We start from the raw sequence: 15,744 nt of genomic DNA on the forward strand, positions 1-15,744 counted from the left end.
AAAAAGACCTTTAAGCCATTTGCTTAAAGGTCTTTTTTTTTATATAAATAGTTTGCTTATCCTTTTAACCAGGCTTCACGTAAAGCATTTTGCTTCGCAGTAGCATTGGCATCTACCTGTAAACTTGAACCAGTAGTATACGATTGTGTTAATTTATTTTTAACAACAATTTCTTTACCTTTTCTATCTAAACGTACATCGACATCTCTGCCTGGCTTCCACATAAAAACTTCGGTTAAAATCTCATTAGCGTTAGTTAAAGTTAATTCCTTACCATCAACGGTTTTTATAACATCTCCTGGAAGAACACCGTTTTCTGCCCAAAAACTATTGTCTTTTACAGCTTCTGAAAAAGGTATGGTCATTGTTGCCATATCTGGTGCGAAAATTAAAACACCATCATTCTGGATATAGTTTGTTGGTACTTTTCCTTCTTTTAATGTAAGTCCAGCTTTCGCAAAAAAGTCATTATAATTAATTGGTGTTCCACCTACAACGTGAGTGTTTAAAAATTCTCCAACCGATGGATACGTCATTTTTGTAATTTCATCTATAAGATTATCGTCTTCAAATGGCTTATTTTTACCGTATTTAAGCGATAATTCTTTCATTAAAGATAAAATACCTCGATTGCCATTGCTTTCTTCTCGCATTAAAATATCTATACACATACCAATTAATGCTCCTTTAGAATAAACATTAATATATTGATTTGCATAAGGATCGTCAAGAATATTCTCACTCATGGCTGTAAAACTCATCGCATCATCAAAATTAGCTGCTGATTTAATTTTACCCATTATCTTGGTGTAAAATTCATCTTCAGTAACTAAGCCTTGATCTACCTGAAAAAGTGTTGCGAAATATTCTGTTACACCTTCGTACATCCATAAGTGTTTAGAGAATGTTGGATTGTTATAATCAAAATAATGTACATCTTCAGAATGTACGCTTAATGGAGTTACAATATGAAAAAACTCGTGAGAAACTACATCAATCATGCTTTCGGCTAATGCTTCATCTGGCATAGATTCTGGTAAAACCACAACTGTAGATGTATGGTGTTCTAACGCTCCAAAACCCTTAGGGGAATCTTCTTTGCCTTCAGATAAATACAAATAGATATCATAACGCGGCGTACTGTCAATATCGCCTAAATATGCTTTTTGAGCTTGCATCATTTTCTCCATAACTGCTTTAATTTTTTCAGCAGAATGTACTTTGTTTGGCGAATAAACACTTAACACAATTTTAATGTCTCCAACTTGAAACTCTTCTACATCTAACTCACCATAAAACATTGGGTTATCTGTAATATCAAAATATCTTGGTGCAAAATAGCTTGAGGTCATAGACATGCCATCATCACTCATTTTAGTGCCGGTCTCCTGTAATGCAGACGTGCGTAAAAATGCTTTTGAAGCAGTAACATCTAACTTATACTGTGCATTTTTTAAACTATCGAAATAACCAATAAAGCCGTGCAAGTTTAATACATAATTAGTAGGTTCTATGTTTGTTCCTGATGGCGAAAATGGAGCATCTGCTCCTATGCCTCCCCTAATTTCTGTGTCGAAGGTATCGTTAACATTGTAAGTTATCATATCTAGATTAGCAGCGTTGCTAATGGTCCATGTATTGGTATCTGTTTTAACAACTGGTAATTCGTTGCCCTTATAATCTATAGCTTTAAAATCGTCTACATATTTTCCAAAATCGCTCACAGAGTACGTTCCCTGCACTACTCTTGGCAATCTAAAGGTTACCGTTTCTGTTGTAAAACGTCCAGGGTTAATTACAACTGGAGCTTTATCATCTACTATTTTTGTTAGATCTAAAGTAGTTTCGATAGGATTTAAAGAAGCTAAATCATTGGTAGATTTACTTCCAGAAGTTTTTGTAGAATTACATCCAACCAGAAGCGCTCCAGCAAACATAACACTCAATACATGTTTTTTCATTATTATGGTTTTAAATTAGTGTATAAAATAATAAGACGCCCAAAAGTACAATCTGTTACATATAATAATTTAAAATTTTTGTTAATATCTATTAAACTGAAATAAAGAGATTGCTATCTTGCACCAATGCAGCACCCGTTAATTAGCATTTTAATTCCTTTTAAAAACACAGAAGCTTTTCTGGATGCGTGTTTAAATTCTATTTTAAATCAAACTTACACGCATTGGGAACTCCTAATTATAGACGATAATTCTACAGATAAAAGTTATCAATTAGTGGCAAACTATGCTGAAGAAGACAACAGAATTAAGCTTTTTAAAAATGATGGCTCCGGAATTATTAGCGCTTTACATTTAGCATTCTCTAAATCTAAAGGCGAATATATTACCAGAATGGATAGCGATGATATTATGCCAAATAATAAGCTTAAATCACTTTTAGATAATTTGTTGCAATACGGTAAAAACCACGTGGCAACAGGTTTGGTACGTTATTTTTCTGCCGAAGGCATAAGCGATGGTTACAGAAAATACGAATTATGGCTCAACGAATTAACTAAAAACGGTACCAATTATTCTGAGATTTATAAAGAATGTGTAATACCTTCACCCTGTTGGATGCTACATCGCGAAGATTTAGTTGCTATTGATGCCTTTAAACCTAAACGCTATCCCGAAGATTACGATTTAACATTTAGGTTTTACGAAGCAAATTATAAAATTATACCATGCAATAAAGTTTTACACCATTGGCGAGATTATGGTACGAGAGCCTCAAGAACAGATGCACATTATGCAGAAAATAGCTTTATTGATTTAAAACTTTACTATTTTTTAAAATTAGATTACACGCCTTCTAGACCCTTGGTTATTTGGGGAGCAGGAAAAAAAGGTAAAACAATAGCCAAAAAATTAATTGAACACAAAATTCCATTTCAATGGATTTGCGATAACCCCAAAAAAATAGGTAAGCATATTTACGATATAGAAATGAAACCCTTTCAATATTTAGAAGCACTACATCAGCCTCAAAGTATTGTAAGTGTTGCAAACAGTGAAGAACAACTTAAGATAAAAGCTTATTTCTCAACATTAAAAAAACAATCTATGGTTGATTATTTTTTCTTTTGTTAAAACTTCTCATATTTGAGTATTAGTTTTATATTTGCTTAATCAAAAATAGCAATGCAGTTTAAACACCCAGAACTTCTTTACGCCTTATTTCTACTGCTAATCCCAATTATTGTTCACTTATTTCAGTTACGTAAATTTCAAAAAGAAGCGTTTACAAATGTCGATTTTTTAAAGCAGGTTACCTTACAAACCCGTAAAAGCGCACAAATAAAAAAATGGCTGACTTTGCTAACAAGAATGGGTATTCTGGCAGCTGTTGTTATTGCTTTTGCCCAGCCATTTACATCTAAAAACAAAACGTTTAATACCAAGTCTGAAACCGTAATTTATCTCGATAATTCCTTTAGCATGCAAACCAAAGGCAATAAGGGAGAGCTGTTAAAACGGGCTGTAAGCGATATAATTGGTAACGTACCAGAAGACGAAAATATTTCTTTTGTTACTAATGACGATGCCTTTAGAAACACCTCTATTAAAGCGATTACTAACGACTTGTTGCAGCTTAACTACTCCACAAACCAACTGCCATACGATGCGGCACTTTTAAAAAGCAAAAAGTATTTTTCTAAAAATGAAAATACGTTAAAAAACTTGGTTTTTATTAGTGATTTTCAGCAAAAAGAAGCGGGTTTTAAACTTGAAAATACCGATAACGTCAATCTTAATTTAGTACAGCTAAAACCAGTAAACAACAGTAATGTTTCAATAGATAGTTTATTTATTTCTAAAAAGACATCTGCTAATATCGAGCTAACCGTGGTTTTAAAAAATAACGGAAGCGCTATAGACAATTTACCTGTTTCTCTTTATAATAATGGCAACTTACTCACTAAAACCTCTGTTAATATTGCAGATGATGCTAAAAGTGTATTTACCCTACCTGTAAACGAGCGAGTAAATGGAAAAGTTTCTATAGAAGACGCAAATCTTCAGTTTGATAATACTCTGTTTTTTAATATTGATAATAGTTCAAAAATAAATGTGCTTGCTATTAACGAAGCTAACGATGCTTTTTTAAAAGGTATTTATACTGAAAATGAGTTTAATTACAAATCTACAGCGTATAACCAATTAAATTACAGCGATATAAGCAAGCAGAATTTAATTGTGTTAAACGAATTAAAAGACATCCCTAATGCATTGGTAACGGCATTAAAATCATTTACAAAAAACGGTGGAATTCTCGTTATTATTCCTGCAGAAAATATTGAGTTACCAAACTACAACAGTGCTTTGGCTACCTTCAGCTTTGCGCCGTTTTCTACTTTAATTAAAACCGAAAAAAGTTTAACCAATATTAATTATTCGCATCCTTTGTATAGCAGTGGTGTGTTCGAAAAACGAGTATCCAATTTTCAGTACCCGAAAGTGCAATCTTATTATTCTCAAAATTTAGGGTCGTCGTCCGCTGTTCTTCAATTTGAAGATGGCAAACCATTTTTATCTGAAAACAATAATGCGTTTGTATTTACTTCGGCGTTAAATACAAAGAATTCTAATTTTCAAGATATTAATTTAATTGTACCAACACTGTATAACATTTCTAAACGCAGTTTACAATTGTCTAATTTATACTATACAATTGGCAAAGAAAACACTTACGACATTGCCACTAATTTACAGCAGGACGCTGTTTTAACTTTGGTTGGCGAAGCGTCTAACATAATACCGCAACAGCACTATTTTAATAATAAAGTAGCAATAACCACAAATGAAACACCCGAAAAATCTGGTATTTACAGCATTAAAAACAAAGCTGAAATTCTACAAAATGTAAGCTATAATTATGATAGAAAAGAAAGTAACCTGGCTTATATTAACTTTTCCAATCGAGACAATGTAAAGGTTAGCAACGCTATAGATACTGTTTTCGAAACCATAAAAAGTGATACTAAAGTAAACGAGCTATGGAAATGGTTTGTTATTTTTGCATTAATACTTTTAATTGTTGAAATGCTCATCTTAAAATTTTTTAAATGAACGTACTACTAAAATCTGCAACAATAATAGACCCTAAGAGTGATTACCATAACACTACTCAAGATATTTTAATAGAGAAAGGTAAGATATCTAAAATAGCTAAAACCATAAATAACACTAATGATTTCAAAGAGATTAAATTAAACAATCTCCATATTTCTCAAGGGTGGTTTGACAGTAGCGTGTGTTTTGGAGAACCGGGTTTTGAAGATAGAGAAACTATAGAAAACGGTTTAAAAACGGCAGCAAAATCTGGATTTACAACGGTTGCCTTACAGGCTAACACACAACCCATTATAGACACTAATGCAGATGTGGCTTTTTTAAAATCTAAAGCTCAAAATAATGCTGTTGCATTATTGCCAGTGGGTGCACTTACTAAAAATAGCGAGAGCGTTGCTTTGGCCGAGTTATACGATATGCAAACTGCAGGTGCTGTGGCATTTTCAGATTATAAAAAACCTATTTCCAATCCTAATTTGCTAAAAATCGCCTTGCAATATGCAAGTAATTTTAACGGTTTAGTTTGCTCTTTTCCACAGGAAGATAAGATTACGGGTCAAGGTGTAATGAACGAAAACATTACGAGTACCACGTTAGGTTTAAAAGGAAATCCTACTCTTGCAGAAGCTTTACAAGTGGCTCGCGATCTTTATCTATTAGAATACACTGGTGGCAAATTACACATACCAACAATTTCTACTGCTGAGTCTGTACGCTTAATTCGTGATGCAAAACAGAAAAAATTAGATGTTACATGTAGTGTAGCCATACACAATTTATGTTTAACAGATAGTGAATTAACAGATTTCGACACACATTATAAGGTATTACCTCCACTTAGAACACAAAGCGATGTCGACGCTTTAATTGAAGGTGTAAATGATGGAACAATAGACATGGTAACGAGTGATCACAATCCGCTAACCATAGAAGATAAAAAAGTAGAGTTCGACTATGCTGGATATGGTACTGTTGGTTTAGAAAGCGCTTTTGCAGCTTTACAGACCATATTTTCTACCAAAAAAACAATTAAATTATTAAGTAAGGGAAAACAACGTTTTAATGTTGAGGAACACACCATTGCTGAAGGCAACAAAGCTAATTTAACCTTATTTAATCCAGACACCAAATTTACTTTTACTGTAGAACACATACACTCAAAATCTAAAAACAGTCTGTTTTTAAACAAAGACTTAAGAGGAGAAGTTTATGGCATAATCGCAAATAATAAAACTGTTTTATAATATGGAAAAAAGAATTGTAGAAGAGGGAAAAACTTTAGGCATCGTAGCATATTTAACTTTCATTGGCACGTTAATAGCTATATTTTTAAATCTTGAAAAAAAGAATCCGTTTACTAACTTCCATATCAGGCAAATGATAGGTTTAATAGTCATGCTAATTGTTTCTAATGTTGTAGAAAAATATGTAAACAGTTGGGTGGGTAGTATTTTATGGTTAATAACCTTTGCAAGTTGGTTATACGCCCTTATTTATGCTATAAAAGGAGAAACAAAACTTATTCCTTTTATTGGTGAAAAATTTCAACAATGGTTTTACAATTTAGGTAATTAAATGACAGATTTATCGCTCTATCACATTATACGCAAATCGTCTTTAAAAGACAATGCACCACTTTTAATATTATTTCACGGTTACGGTAGTGATGAAAACGATTTGTTTTCGTTTGCCAGCGAGTTACCCGAAGACCTTTTTATCATATCGGTAAGAGCTCCTTATGCTATGCAACCATACGGAAATGCTTGGTATGCCATTAATTTTGATGCAGAAAAAGGCAAATGGAGTGATAATGAGCAAGCCATAGAATCGCGAGATTTAATTGCTAAATTTATAGATGAAGCTATTGCCAAATACCCTGTAGATAAAGATAATGTTACACTTTTAGGCTTTAGTCAAGGTACCATTTTAAGTTATGCTGTAGCACTCTCCTATCCAGAAAAAATAAAGAACATAATTGCCTTAAGTGGCTACATTAATGAAGATTTGTTTAAAACACAACCAGAAGTTAATTACCAACATTTAAACTTTTACTGCTCTCATGGCACTGTGGACCAGGTTATCCCAGTAGATTGGGCAAGACAAGCTCCAACGTTTTTAAAAGCTTTAAATATTAAGCATCAATATTCAGAATTTCCGGTTGGTCATGGTGTGGCACCACAGAATTTTTATGAGCTTAGAGAGTGGTTGCTTAAACTCATTTAAATTTTAATATTCTCATTCTTAGTCTTCTAAATAGCAATACTGATATTATATTTTATTTTCTAATTAGGGTAAGTTACTTCTACTTTATTTTTCGTTAACTTAGCTATGTAAGTTGTGTTTTTTTATAATGTAATATTAGTTGATTGTTTTTAAACTAATTGTTCCATTCAATATTTTATGTTATACAGATATTGAAAATTTCAAACTTGCCCTTTTGTTTTATTTAAAACATCGCAATTATTAAAAACAACCTAATTAATGAAAGTAAAATCACTAATTTTTACATGCTTTTTTTGTGTCTCATTTTTTATGATAAAGGCTCAGGAAAATAATCTCAATAGAGAAACACTTAAAACATTCGATAAAATTATAGGTTTAGAAAACACTAAATTATATAACGGGAAACGTTATTATAATATTTATAAATCCACAGAAGACAATCATAATTTCTTTAGTTCTCCTAATTTTCTTAAAGGAGATGTATATTATGATGGCGAAGCTTTTCTTGATGTAGATTTAAAGTACGATGTGTTTAACGATCAACTCATTTTTCAGCCAGAAGGAGAAAAGGGGTTCATTAATGTCGAACTCATACAAGAAAAAGTAGCAAATTTTCAATTTCAAGATCATTATTTTATAAATACCAAAAATATAAATGAGAATAAAGAGTTGGTTTCTGGTTATTTAGAAATTATTTACACTACATCAACATTAAAATTATACGCTAAACGAAAAAAAACTGTAAGTGAGAGAATAAGACGAAATAAATTATATTATTTATTTACAAAAAACCCTACTTATTACTTGTCTTACAATGGAAATTTAAACGAAATAAATTCCGCAAAATCGTTTAGAAAAATTTTTCCGGAGTTAGCCAAAGAATTAAAAAATGAAGCTAAAGAAAACAAAAAACGTTTTAGAGACAACGACGAAGGTCTCTATAAGTTTTTAACGCAGTGGTTAGATTTTAAAATTAGCACTAACAGCACAAACAAATAAATATGAAAAAATTAATGCTATTAGCTTTCATGCTTTTTTATGTGCTAAATACTATTGCGCAAAACGACTCTGTTACCGTGTCTTTTAATGCTTTAAATTTAAAGGAAGTTCTAACCATTCTTGAAGAAAAAACCGATCGCTCTTTTTACTATCTGGATAGTTGGTTGGATAATGAAAAAATAACTAAAGATTATAATAATGGTTCTCTTGAAAACATTCTTAACGATTTGTTTGAAGAGCGCTCACTAAATTTTGTAATTTTTGAGGATAAAGTCATCCTAACCAACAATAGTGTAGTTTATGAAACTCTTCCAGAAGGCTTTTTTAATGACGAACAAGAAACAGGAAATTCAGAAAATGACGCACTATTTTTTAATGAGTATAATAATGACAATTTAACAACCGTAGGGAAACAAAACCTAAATTCTAATGCCGAAACGTTTAAAATCTCTGGTCTTGTTGTTAATGAAAATACTGGAGCTCCAATACAAGGATTGGCCATTATTGTTAATGAAATAGGAAAAAATACTTCCACTAATAAAAACGGAAGGTTCTCAATAGTATTACCTGTTGGAAAAAACACTATAGAAGCTAGACTGCTTGGCTACCAAGGTATTGTAAAGGATATTTTGGTATATGGAGACGGTTTTATAAAACTGTCTGTTCCTGTAGCGGCAGAGACACTTGGAGAAGTATTTTTAGAATCTACCGCAAATAAGAATGTAAAAGATGCGGTAGTTGGGGTTACTAAAATTGACATAGAAGGTTTAAAAACAATTCCTGTTGTCTTGGGTGAGCGCGATATTTTAAAGGTCGCAACAACGCTTCCTGGAATTAAAACCGCTGGTGAAGGTTCTGCTGGATTTAATGTTCGTGGTGGACGATCAGACCAAAACTTATTTCTATTAGACGATGCTGTTATGTATAATCCCTCTCACTTTTTAGGTTTTTTTACTGCTGTTAATCCTTTTGCAACTGGTTCGCTTGATATCTATAAAGCAAGTATTCCTGCAGAGTTTGGTGGGAGATTATCATCTGTATTCGATATGAAATCGAAAGAACCAAACTATACAGAATTTTCTGGAGAAGGCGCTATAGGTCCCATAACAGGGAGTTTAAGCATACAAACACCAATTAAAAAAGATGAAATTGCATTAACAGCTGCTGCACGCGCTACCTACTCCAATTGGATTTTAAGATCTCTCGACGAAGAAACCTTACAAAATAGTCAAGCCTCTTTTTACGATGGTCTTATTAAGTACAATCATAAAATAAACGAAAACAATAAGTTTCAGGCTACTGGTTATTACAGCAAAGACAAGTTTAGTATTACGTCTGACTCTATATTTAACTACAGTAATGCAATTGCCTCATTAAAATGGAATCACACATTTAAAAATGATAAGCATAAAAGTGAAGTTATTGCTGTTAATAGCCAGTATAAATACGGAATTGGATACGATGCAGAGTCTAATAGTAATTTCGATTTCGATTATAAAATTAACGAAACACAACTAAAAGTAAACTTAAAATACAATCATAGCGATACTCATAAATTCGATTATGGTATTAGTACTAAATTATATCAAGTAGAACCTGGAAACCTTTCACCTTCGGGAGACCAATCTATAATTGTGCCTAAAAATATTGATAAAGAAAAAGGTTTAGAGTCTGCCATTTATGTCTCAGATTTATTTGAGATAACAGATAAATTACTATTAAATGTTGGCTTAAGGTACTCAAGATTTTCTGCTTTAGGTCCTGGAACTCAAAATGTGTACGAAAGCGGCCAACCAAAAGGAGAATCGACCATAACAGCTGTTAATACCTATAGTAATAACGAATCTATTAAAAGTTATGGTGGTTTAGAGTATAGAGCTTCATTACGCTATTTGTTATCACCTTCACTGTCTGTGAAAGCGAGTTATAACAAGACACTTCAATATTTACATTTATTATCTAACAATACAACTATTTCTCCAACAGACACTTGGAAACTTTCAGATTTAAATACTAAACCACAACGTGCCAACCAAATTGCTTTAGGATTCTATAAAAATTTAGATGCATCTAGTATAGAAGTCAGTCTTGAAGGCTATTATAAGAAAATGTACGACATACTGGACTATAAAATTGGGGCCGAATTAATTTTAAACGAATCTTTAGAGCAAGAATTATTACAAGGCGAAGGAAAAGCTTATGGAATAGAGTTACTTATAAAAAAGAAAAAAGGACCATTAAATGGTTGGATTGGTTATAGTTACTCAAGAGCGCTTTTAAAACTTAATAGCGATATACAACAGGAACAGGTAAATAATGGTGAGTATTTTCCTGCTAATTACGATAAACCTCATGATTTTAGTTTGGTTGCCAATTATAGAATTACTAAACGTTACAGTATATCTACTAATTTTATATACCAAACCGGACGCCCAATCACCTATCCTATTGGTAAGTTTATTTTTGCAGGAAGTGAGCAAGTGCTTTACAGTGATAGAAACCAATTTAGAATCCCAGATTATTACAGATTAGATGTTGGTGTAAATATAGAGGCATCACATAAGCTAAATAAACTGGCACATAGTTTTTGGAATATTTCGGTGTATAATGTTTTGGGTCGTAATAATCCATATTCTGTGTTTTTTGTAAATAACGATGGTAAAATACAAGCATTTCAAACGTCTATTTTCTCTATTCCTGTACCAACGATAACGTATAATTTTAAATTTTAATTATGAAGCGTTTTAAACTCACATATCATTTTGTAATAATTATAATATCTATAATTAGTTTTAGTTGCAGAGAAGAAATAGCACTTGAGACTGAAACATTCGAAAGTGTTTTGGTGGTTGAAGCGACCATTACAAATGAGTTAAAACAACACGAAGTAAAACTATCGCGCACGTACCTACTTGAGGGTAGCGAGCAAACATTAGAAAATAATGCCGAAGTTCGAGTAACAGATAACACTGGAAACAGTTTTAATTTCTCTCAAAATAGTAATGGTGTTTATGTTGCAGATACTCCATTCGAAGCTTTACCAGATCTTCAATACACGCTACTAATTAATACTACAGACGGTAAATCGTATAGTTCTAATCCACAAACGTTAACACCCATCTCTCAAATAGATAATTTGTACCCGGAATACACAGTGGATGATACGAACGGAGAAAATATAACCGTATTTTTAGATAGCGATAATTCCATTACTAACGCAAATTATTTTAGATACGAATTTGAAGAAACTTATAAAATTATTGCACCATTTCATTCTGAGTCTAATTCCGATGCAGAAATAATCGATTACGACCCACAAACCGGTACTTATCAGGTTCTTGTAACACCCAAGGAACAAGAAGAGCGTGTGTGTTTTACCACTAAACAAAATACAGAAATCATATTAAAAAACACTTCAGAATTAACGGAAAGTGTAATATCGCGTTTTGCGGTTCGAAAAATTGAAATAGACAACAGCATCTTAATAACGAGGTATAGTATTAAAGTGCGACAGTTTGTTCAAACTTTAGAGGCTCATGAATATTATAAAACAATTAAAACCTTAGGTAATAACGACAATTTACTATCAGAAAATCAACCTGGTTACGTACAAGGTAATATCACTAATAACAATGGCGCAGATAGAGTTGTTGGTTTTTTCGAAGTAGCCTCTGTAACCTCAGAAAGAATATACTTTAACTATCAGGATTTTAACATTCCTGAGCCACCATATTTTTTTGAATGTGATTTTCTTGAACTTAGTTATGGTGATTATTTCGGCGCATTTATTGATGGAGATCCAGACGAAAGAGCTTTATTACGCTTTAAAATAATATCTCAAAATTATAAACATGTCTATGGAACAACAGGTGGAGAGTTGTTTGGCATTGTAAATCCAACCTGTGGAGACTGTACTACATTTTCGTCTAACATTCAACCAGATTTCTGGATAGATTAAAATTTATGAAACATAAAAAATACATATTAAAAATTTTTATTTGCTTGATTCTGCTTAACTTAAGCTGCACAGAAGAGATAGCATTAGAAACCGAAAGCTTTGAAAGTGTTTTGGTGGTTGAAGCGACCATTACAAATGAGTTAAAACAACACGAAGTAAAACTATCGCGCACGTACCTACTTGAGGATAGCGAACAAACATTAGAAAATAATGCCGAAGTTAGAGTAACAGACAATACAGGTAATAGCTTTAACTTTTCTCAAAACAGTGAAGGTATTTATGTCTCAGATATTGCTTTCGAAGCAGTATCGAACGTGGACTACACTTTAATAATCAATACTGCAGATGGAAAAACCTACAGTTCTAACCAACAAACTTTAACACCAATATCTCAAATAGATAATCTATATCCAGAATTTGTTAATGACGATACCAGAGGTAACGGTGTTAAAATATTCGTAGACAGCGAAAACAACAGTGAAAATGCTAAGTATTTTAGATATGAGTTTGAAGAAACCTATAAAGTTGTAACACCATTAAATTACCCAATAGATGTTATTTTTTCTAATTATTTTTCGGCTGGAGGTTTTTGCACTTCGGTTTTTTATGATGTAGAATTTATTACTAAAACCACCGAAGAAACAACCTGTTATAGTTTTAATAACAACACAGAAATTATACAAGCGAATAGTAATAATCTCTTAGAGAATAATATTACACGTTTTCCTGTTCGTTTTATTCCAGAAGATTTAAATGAAGACGTTATAGATGCAAGTATATTACGAGATAGATACAGTATAAAGGTGAGACAATATGTGCAAAATATAGAATCTTATAATTATTATAGAATTTTGTCCCTTTTAGGTGATAGTGAAAGTGTTTTATCTGAAACGCAACCAGGATTTTTAGAAGGTAATTTAAACGGCTTGAGCGCAAATAGTAATCGCGTTATTGGTTTTTTTGAAGTTGCTTCTGTGACAGAGCAAAGAATTTTCTTCAATTATTCAGATATTAACATTCCATTACCAAACTATATTTATGCATGCGATGAACAGGTTTTAAATTATAACGATAATTTAAATGCTTTTTGTGATGAAGACGCCAATGAAAGAAACCTAATATATTCATATGTTACAAGAGAAAATTATAAACTAACAAATTATGATGAAGCAACAGATATATATTCCTTAGCAAAAGAAGAATGCGTTAATTGCACCTCTGTAGGATCAAACATACAACCAGATTTCTGGATAGATTAATTATGAAAAAACAAAGTATACTTTTAATAACAATGCTTTTAGCATTATCACTTCAAGCTCAATTAGAAAAATCTAATTTGGGCACTTTAGATGTATCGACATTACCCAAAGAAGAAGTGCAATTACAAACTAATACAAACTTTGCTCTGGTAGGAGAATATCTATACTATAAATTAAGTGTATTAAGTAATAATAAACTAAATGCCATTAGTAAAATAGCATATGTTGAACTTATAGATGCAGAAAATAACACTATTGCTAAACATATACTTCGCATAAAAAATAATACATCAAGTAATCGCTTGTTTATTCCATCGCAATTAAATACTGGTGAATACAAATTAATAGCATATACCAATTGGTCTATAAACAATATTAAAAATGCATTTTACTATAAGGACATTTATATAGTTAATGCCTTCTCTGCTTCTACCCAAAATAGTACTAACAGCAATGAAGCAGTGACTTTAAAAAAGGCAGAAACACTAAACAAAAATGAATTTGGAGATGGAAAAATAGCAATAAGCACAACAAAATTAAAATATGGTACAAGAGAACCTGTTACAATAGACATCGCTGCTAATACTAACTATAAAAACGGAAATTATAGCCTCTCGGTATTAAAGATAGATTCAATTGCTGTAGTTAATAAAAATTCAAATAATTATACATCTGCACAACCATCAACTACGCTGTTTATACCCGAAATGAGAGGACAATTAGTAACAGGCAAAATAACGAATACAAAAAATGCATTGGATATAAATGAAAAAAACATTGCACTTTCTATTCCTGGTAAAGACCCATACTTTAAAATTGCTCAAACCAATAAAACTGGTCAGTTTTATTTCAATTTAGATGCAACCATTAATAGCACAAATGCAACATTTCAGGTTATCGAAAAAAATAACGAAGATTTTAAAATCAAACTTGTCAATACAGATAGAATTAATTTTAAAGAGCTTTCGTTTCGTAATTTAGAAATAGACCAAAATCTAAAGCATAGTTTAGAACAGCGTAATATTAAAAACCAAATAGAAAATGCTTATTACGAAAATAAAAAAGACAGTTTGTTACTTGAATCTAAAACACAACCGTTTTACAACACTAAAGAAAAAAACTACATCTTAGACGAATACACAAGGTTTAAAACCGTTAGAGAAACCTTTATAGAAGTTATTAATGAAGCTGGATTGAGAAAAGAAGGTGACAATTACAGAATTATAGTTTACGATCGCTACGATGAGAAAAAAAGTCAGGCTATTAGAAATATCGATCCGTTAGTAGTGGTAGATGGTATGATAGTTCAAAACAATAACGATCTTATTAACTATAGTCCTCAAAAAATTGAATCTATAGCAATTGTAGTAGGGCAATATCTTTATGGCTCTAAACTCTACCAAGGCATTATTAGCGTTACAACTTTTAATCAGGATTTTAAAATTACCTTAACTGGTGATTACATTTTAGAAACTACTTTAAATTTGCCTAAAGACGAGACCATATTTTATCAACCAGAATACTTAAGTAAAGCAGATAATAAACGTATCCCTGATTATAGAAGACAACTGCTCTGGCTTCCCAATGTTACCCTTACAAACAATACCAACAGCTTTAAAACCTATACTTCAGATAATACTGGTACTTATAAAATTACTGTAGAAGGATATAACTTAAATGGCGAGTACACCATTAACAACTGGTATTTTGAAGTAAACTAAATAGGATTTAACAAAGACTCTATAATCTTAAACGTTAATTCACCATTCTCGTTTAAAGCATAAGAAATTAGCATTTCTCCTGTAAACTGTCCACCAATAAAATCGGCAATAATCCATTTGTGATTTAGAATGCGTATGGAGCTTATTAGCATTTTACTATCTCCAGATGCCGAATAGGGAACTAAAGGATGTTGATTTCCTTTATATTCGTTTTGCGCATACAAGGCATCCCGTACAGTAGTCATTAACTGTGGCACATCGTAGCCCTGATTATAAAAATAATCGTAAGAGACTTCGTTATAGTCAAAACTAAATTGCGAAAGCCTAAATATATCGTCCTTTAAATTAAGAATGGAATCTTGGTAAGTTTTAATTCTAAGCTCTGTATTGGCAACCTTTTTATTACTATCGTCAAATATTTTCTTAGAATTCATATATTGAAACAGTAACAGCAGTACCGAAAAAATAAACAGATACATAAAAATACGATTTTTCATAAGAGGTGA

The 15,744-nt window shown here is 31.8% G+C and carries 12 protein-coding genes; 10 read left to right on the top strand and 2 right to left on the bottom strand.

What is annotated here, in order from left to right:
* Nucleotides 1-56 precede the first annotated feature (56 nt).
* The gene (locus tag ACVC43_RS11805) at nucleotides 57-1,961 is read right to left on the bottom strand and encodes a M61 family metallopeptidase (RefSeq protein WP_452224730.1); all 1,905 of its coding nucleotides are present in this window, start codon (nucleotides 1,959-1,961) and stop codon (nucleotides 57-59) included.
* A gap of 126 nt (nucleotides 1,962-2,087) precedes the next feature.
* Here ACVC43_RS11805 and ACVC43_RS11810 point away from each other — a divergent pair, with 126 nt between their 5' ends.
* The 10 genes from ACVC43_RS11810 (at nucleotide 2,088) to ACVC43_RS11855 (ending at nucleotide 15,238) form a co-directional block, all read left to right on the top strand.
* The gene (locus ACVC43_RS11810) at nucleotides 2,088-3,095 is read left to right on the top strand and encodes a glycosyltransferase family 2 protein (protein ID WP_452224731.1); all 1,008 of its coding nucleotides are present in this window, start codon (nucleotides 2,088-2,090) and stop codon (nucleotides 3,093-3,095) included.
* A 51-nt stretch (nucleotides 3,096-3,146) separates the two neighbouring features.
* A complete protein-coding gene (locus ACVC43_RS11815) occupies nucleotides 3,147-5,075 on the top strand; it encodes a BatA domain-containing protein (RefSeq protein WP_452224732.1) in 1,929 nt (642 codons plus the stop codon).
* Nucleotides 5,072-6,322: a dihydroorotase gene (locus ACVC43_RS11820; RefSeq protein WP_452224733.1), complete on the top strand. Its 1,251-nt coding sequence runs from the start codon at nucleotides 5,072-5,074 to the stop codon at nucleotides 6,320-6,322. The genes ACVC43_RS11815 and ACVC43_RS11820 overlap by 4 nt, the downstream gene beginning before the upstream one ends.
* Nucleotide 6,323: 1 nt before the next feature.
* Complete coding sequence (locus ACVC43_RS11825) at nucleotides 6,324-6,653, top strand: DUF4870 domain-containing protein (protein ID WP_452224734.1); 330 nt, start codon at nucleotides 6,324-6,326, stop codon at nucleotides 6,651-6,653.
* A complete protein-coding gene (locus ACVC43_RS11830) occupies nucleotides 6,654-7,301 on the top strand; it encodes an alpha/beta hydrolase (protein WP_452224735.1) in 648 nt (215 codons plus the stop codon).
* 309 nt (nucleotides 7,302-7,610) lie between these two features.
* On the top strand, nucleotides 7,611-8,300 hold the full coding sequence (locus ACVC43_RS11835) for a hypothetical protein (RefSeq protein WP_452224736.1): 690 nt from the start codon (nucleotides 7,611-7,613) through the stop codon (nucleotides 8,298-8,300).
* Nucleotides 8,301-8,302: 2 nt separating this feature from the next.
* Complete coding sequence (locus ACVC43_RS11840; protein WP_452224737.1) at nucleotides 8,303-11,032, top strand: TonB-dependent receptor; 2,730 nt, start codon at nucleotides 8,303-8,305, stop codon at nucleotides 11,030-11,032.
* Nucleotides 11,033-11,034: 2 nt separating this feature from the next.
* Nucleotides 11,035-12,258: a DUF4249 domain-containing protein gene (locus ACVC43_RS11845; RefSeq protein ID WP_452224738.1), complete on the top strand. Its 1,224-nt coding sequence runs from the start codon at nucleotides 11,035-11,037 to the stop codon at nucleotides 12,256-12,258.
* Nucleotides 12,259-12,263: 5 nt separating this feature from the next.
* Nucleotides 12,264-13,517: a DUF4249 domain-containing protein gene (locus tag ACVC43_RS11850; RefSeq protein ID WP_452224739.1), complete on the top strand. Its 1,254-nt coding sequence runs from the start codon at nucleotides 12,264-12,266 to the stop codon at nucleotides 13,515-13,517.
* A gap of 2 nt (nucleotides 13,518-13,519) precedes the next feature.
* Complete coding sequence (locus ACVC43_RS11855) at nucleotides 13,520-15,238, top strand: hypothetical protein (protein WP_452224740.1); 1,719 nt, start codon at nucleotides 13,520-13,522, stop codon at nucleotides 15,236-15,238.
* On the opposite strand, the gene ACVC43_RS11860 is transcribed toward ACVC43_RS11855, so the two are convergent.
* Nucleotides 15,235-15,735, bottom strand: coding sequence for a hydrolase (locus ACVC43_RS11860; protein ID WP_452224741.1), 501 nt, complete (start codon nucleotides 15,733-15,735; stop codon nucleotides 15,235-15,237). The two genes, ACVC43_RS11855 and ACVC43_RS11860, sit on opposite strands and share 4 nt — an antisense overlap.
* Between the last annotated feature and the right edge of the window lie 9 nt (nucleotides 15,736-15,744).

This window comes from Lacinutrix chionoecetis, from assembly GCF_053604665.1.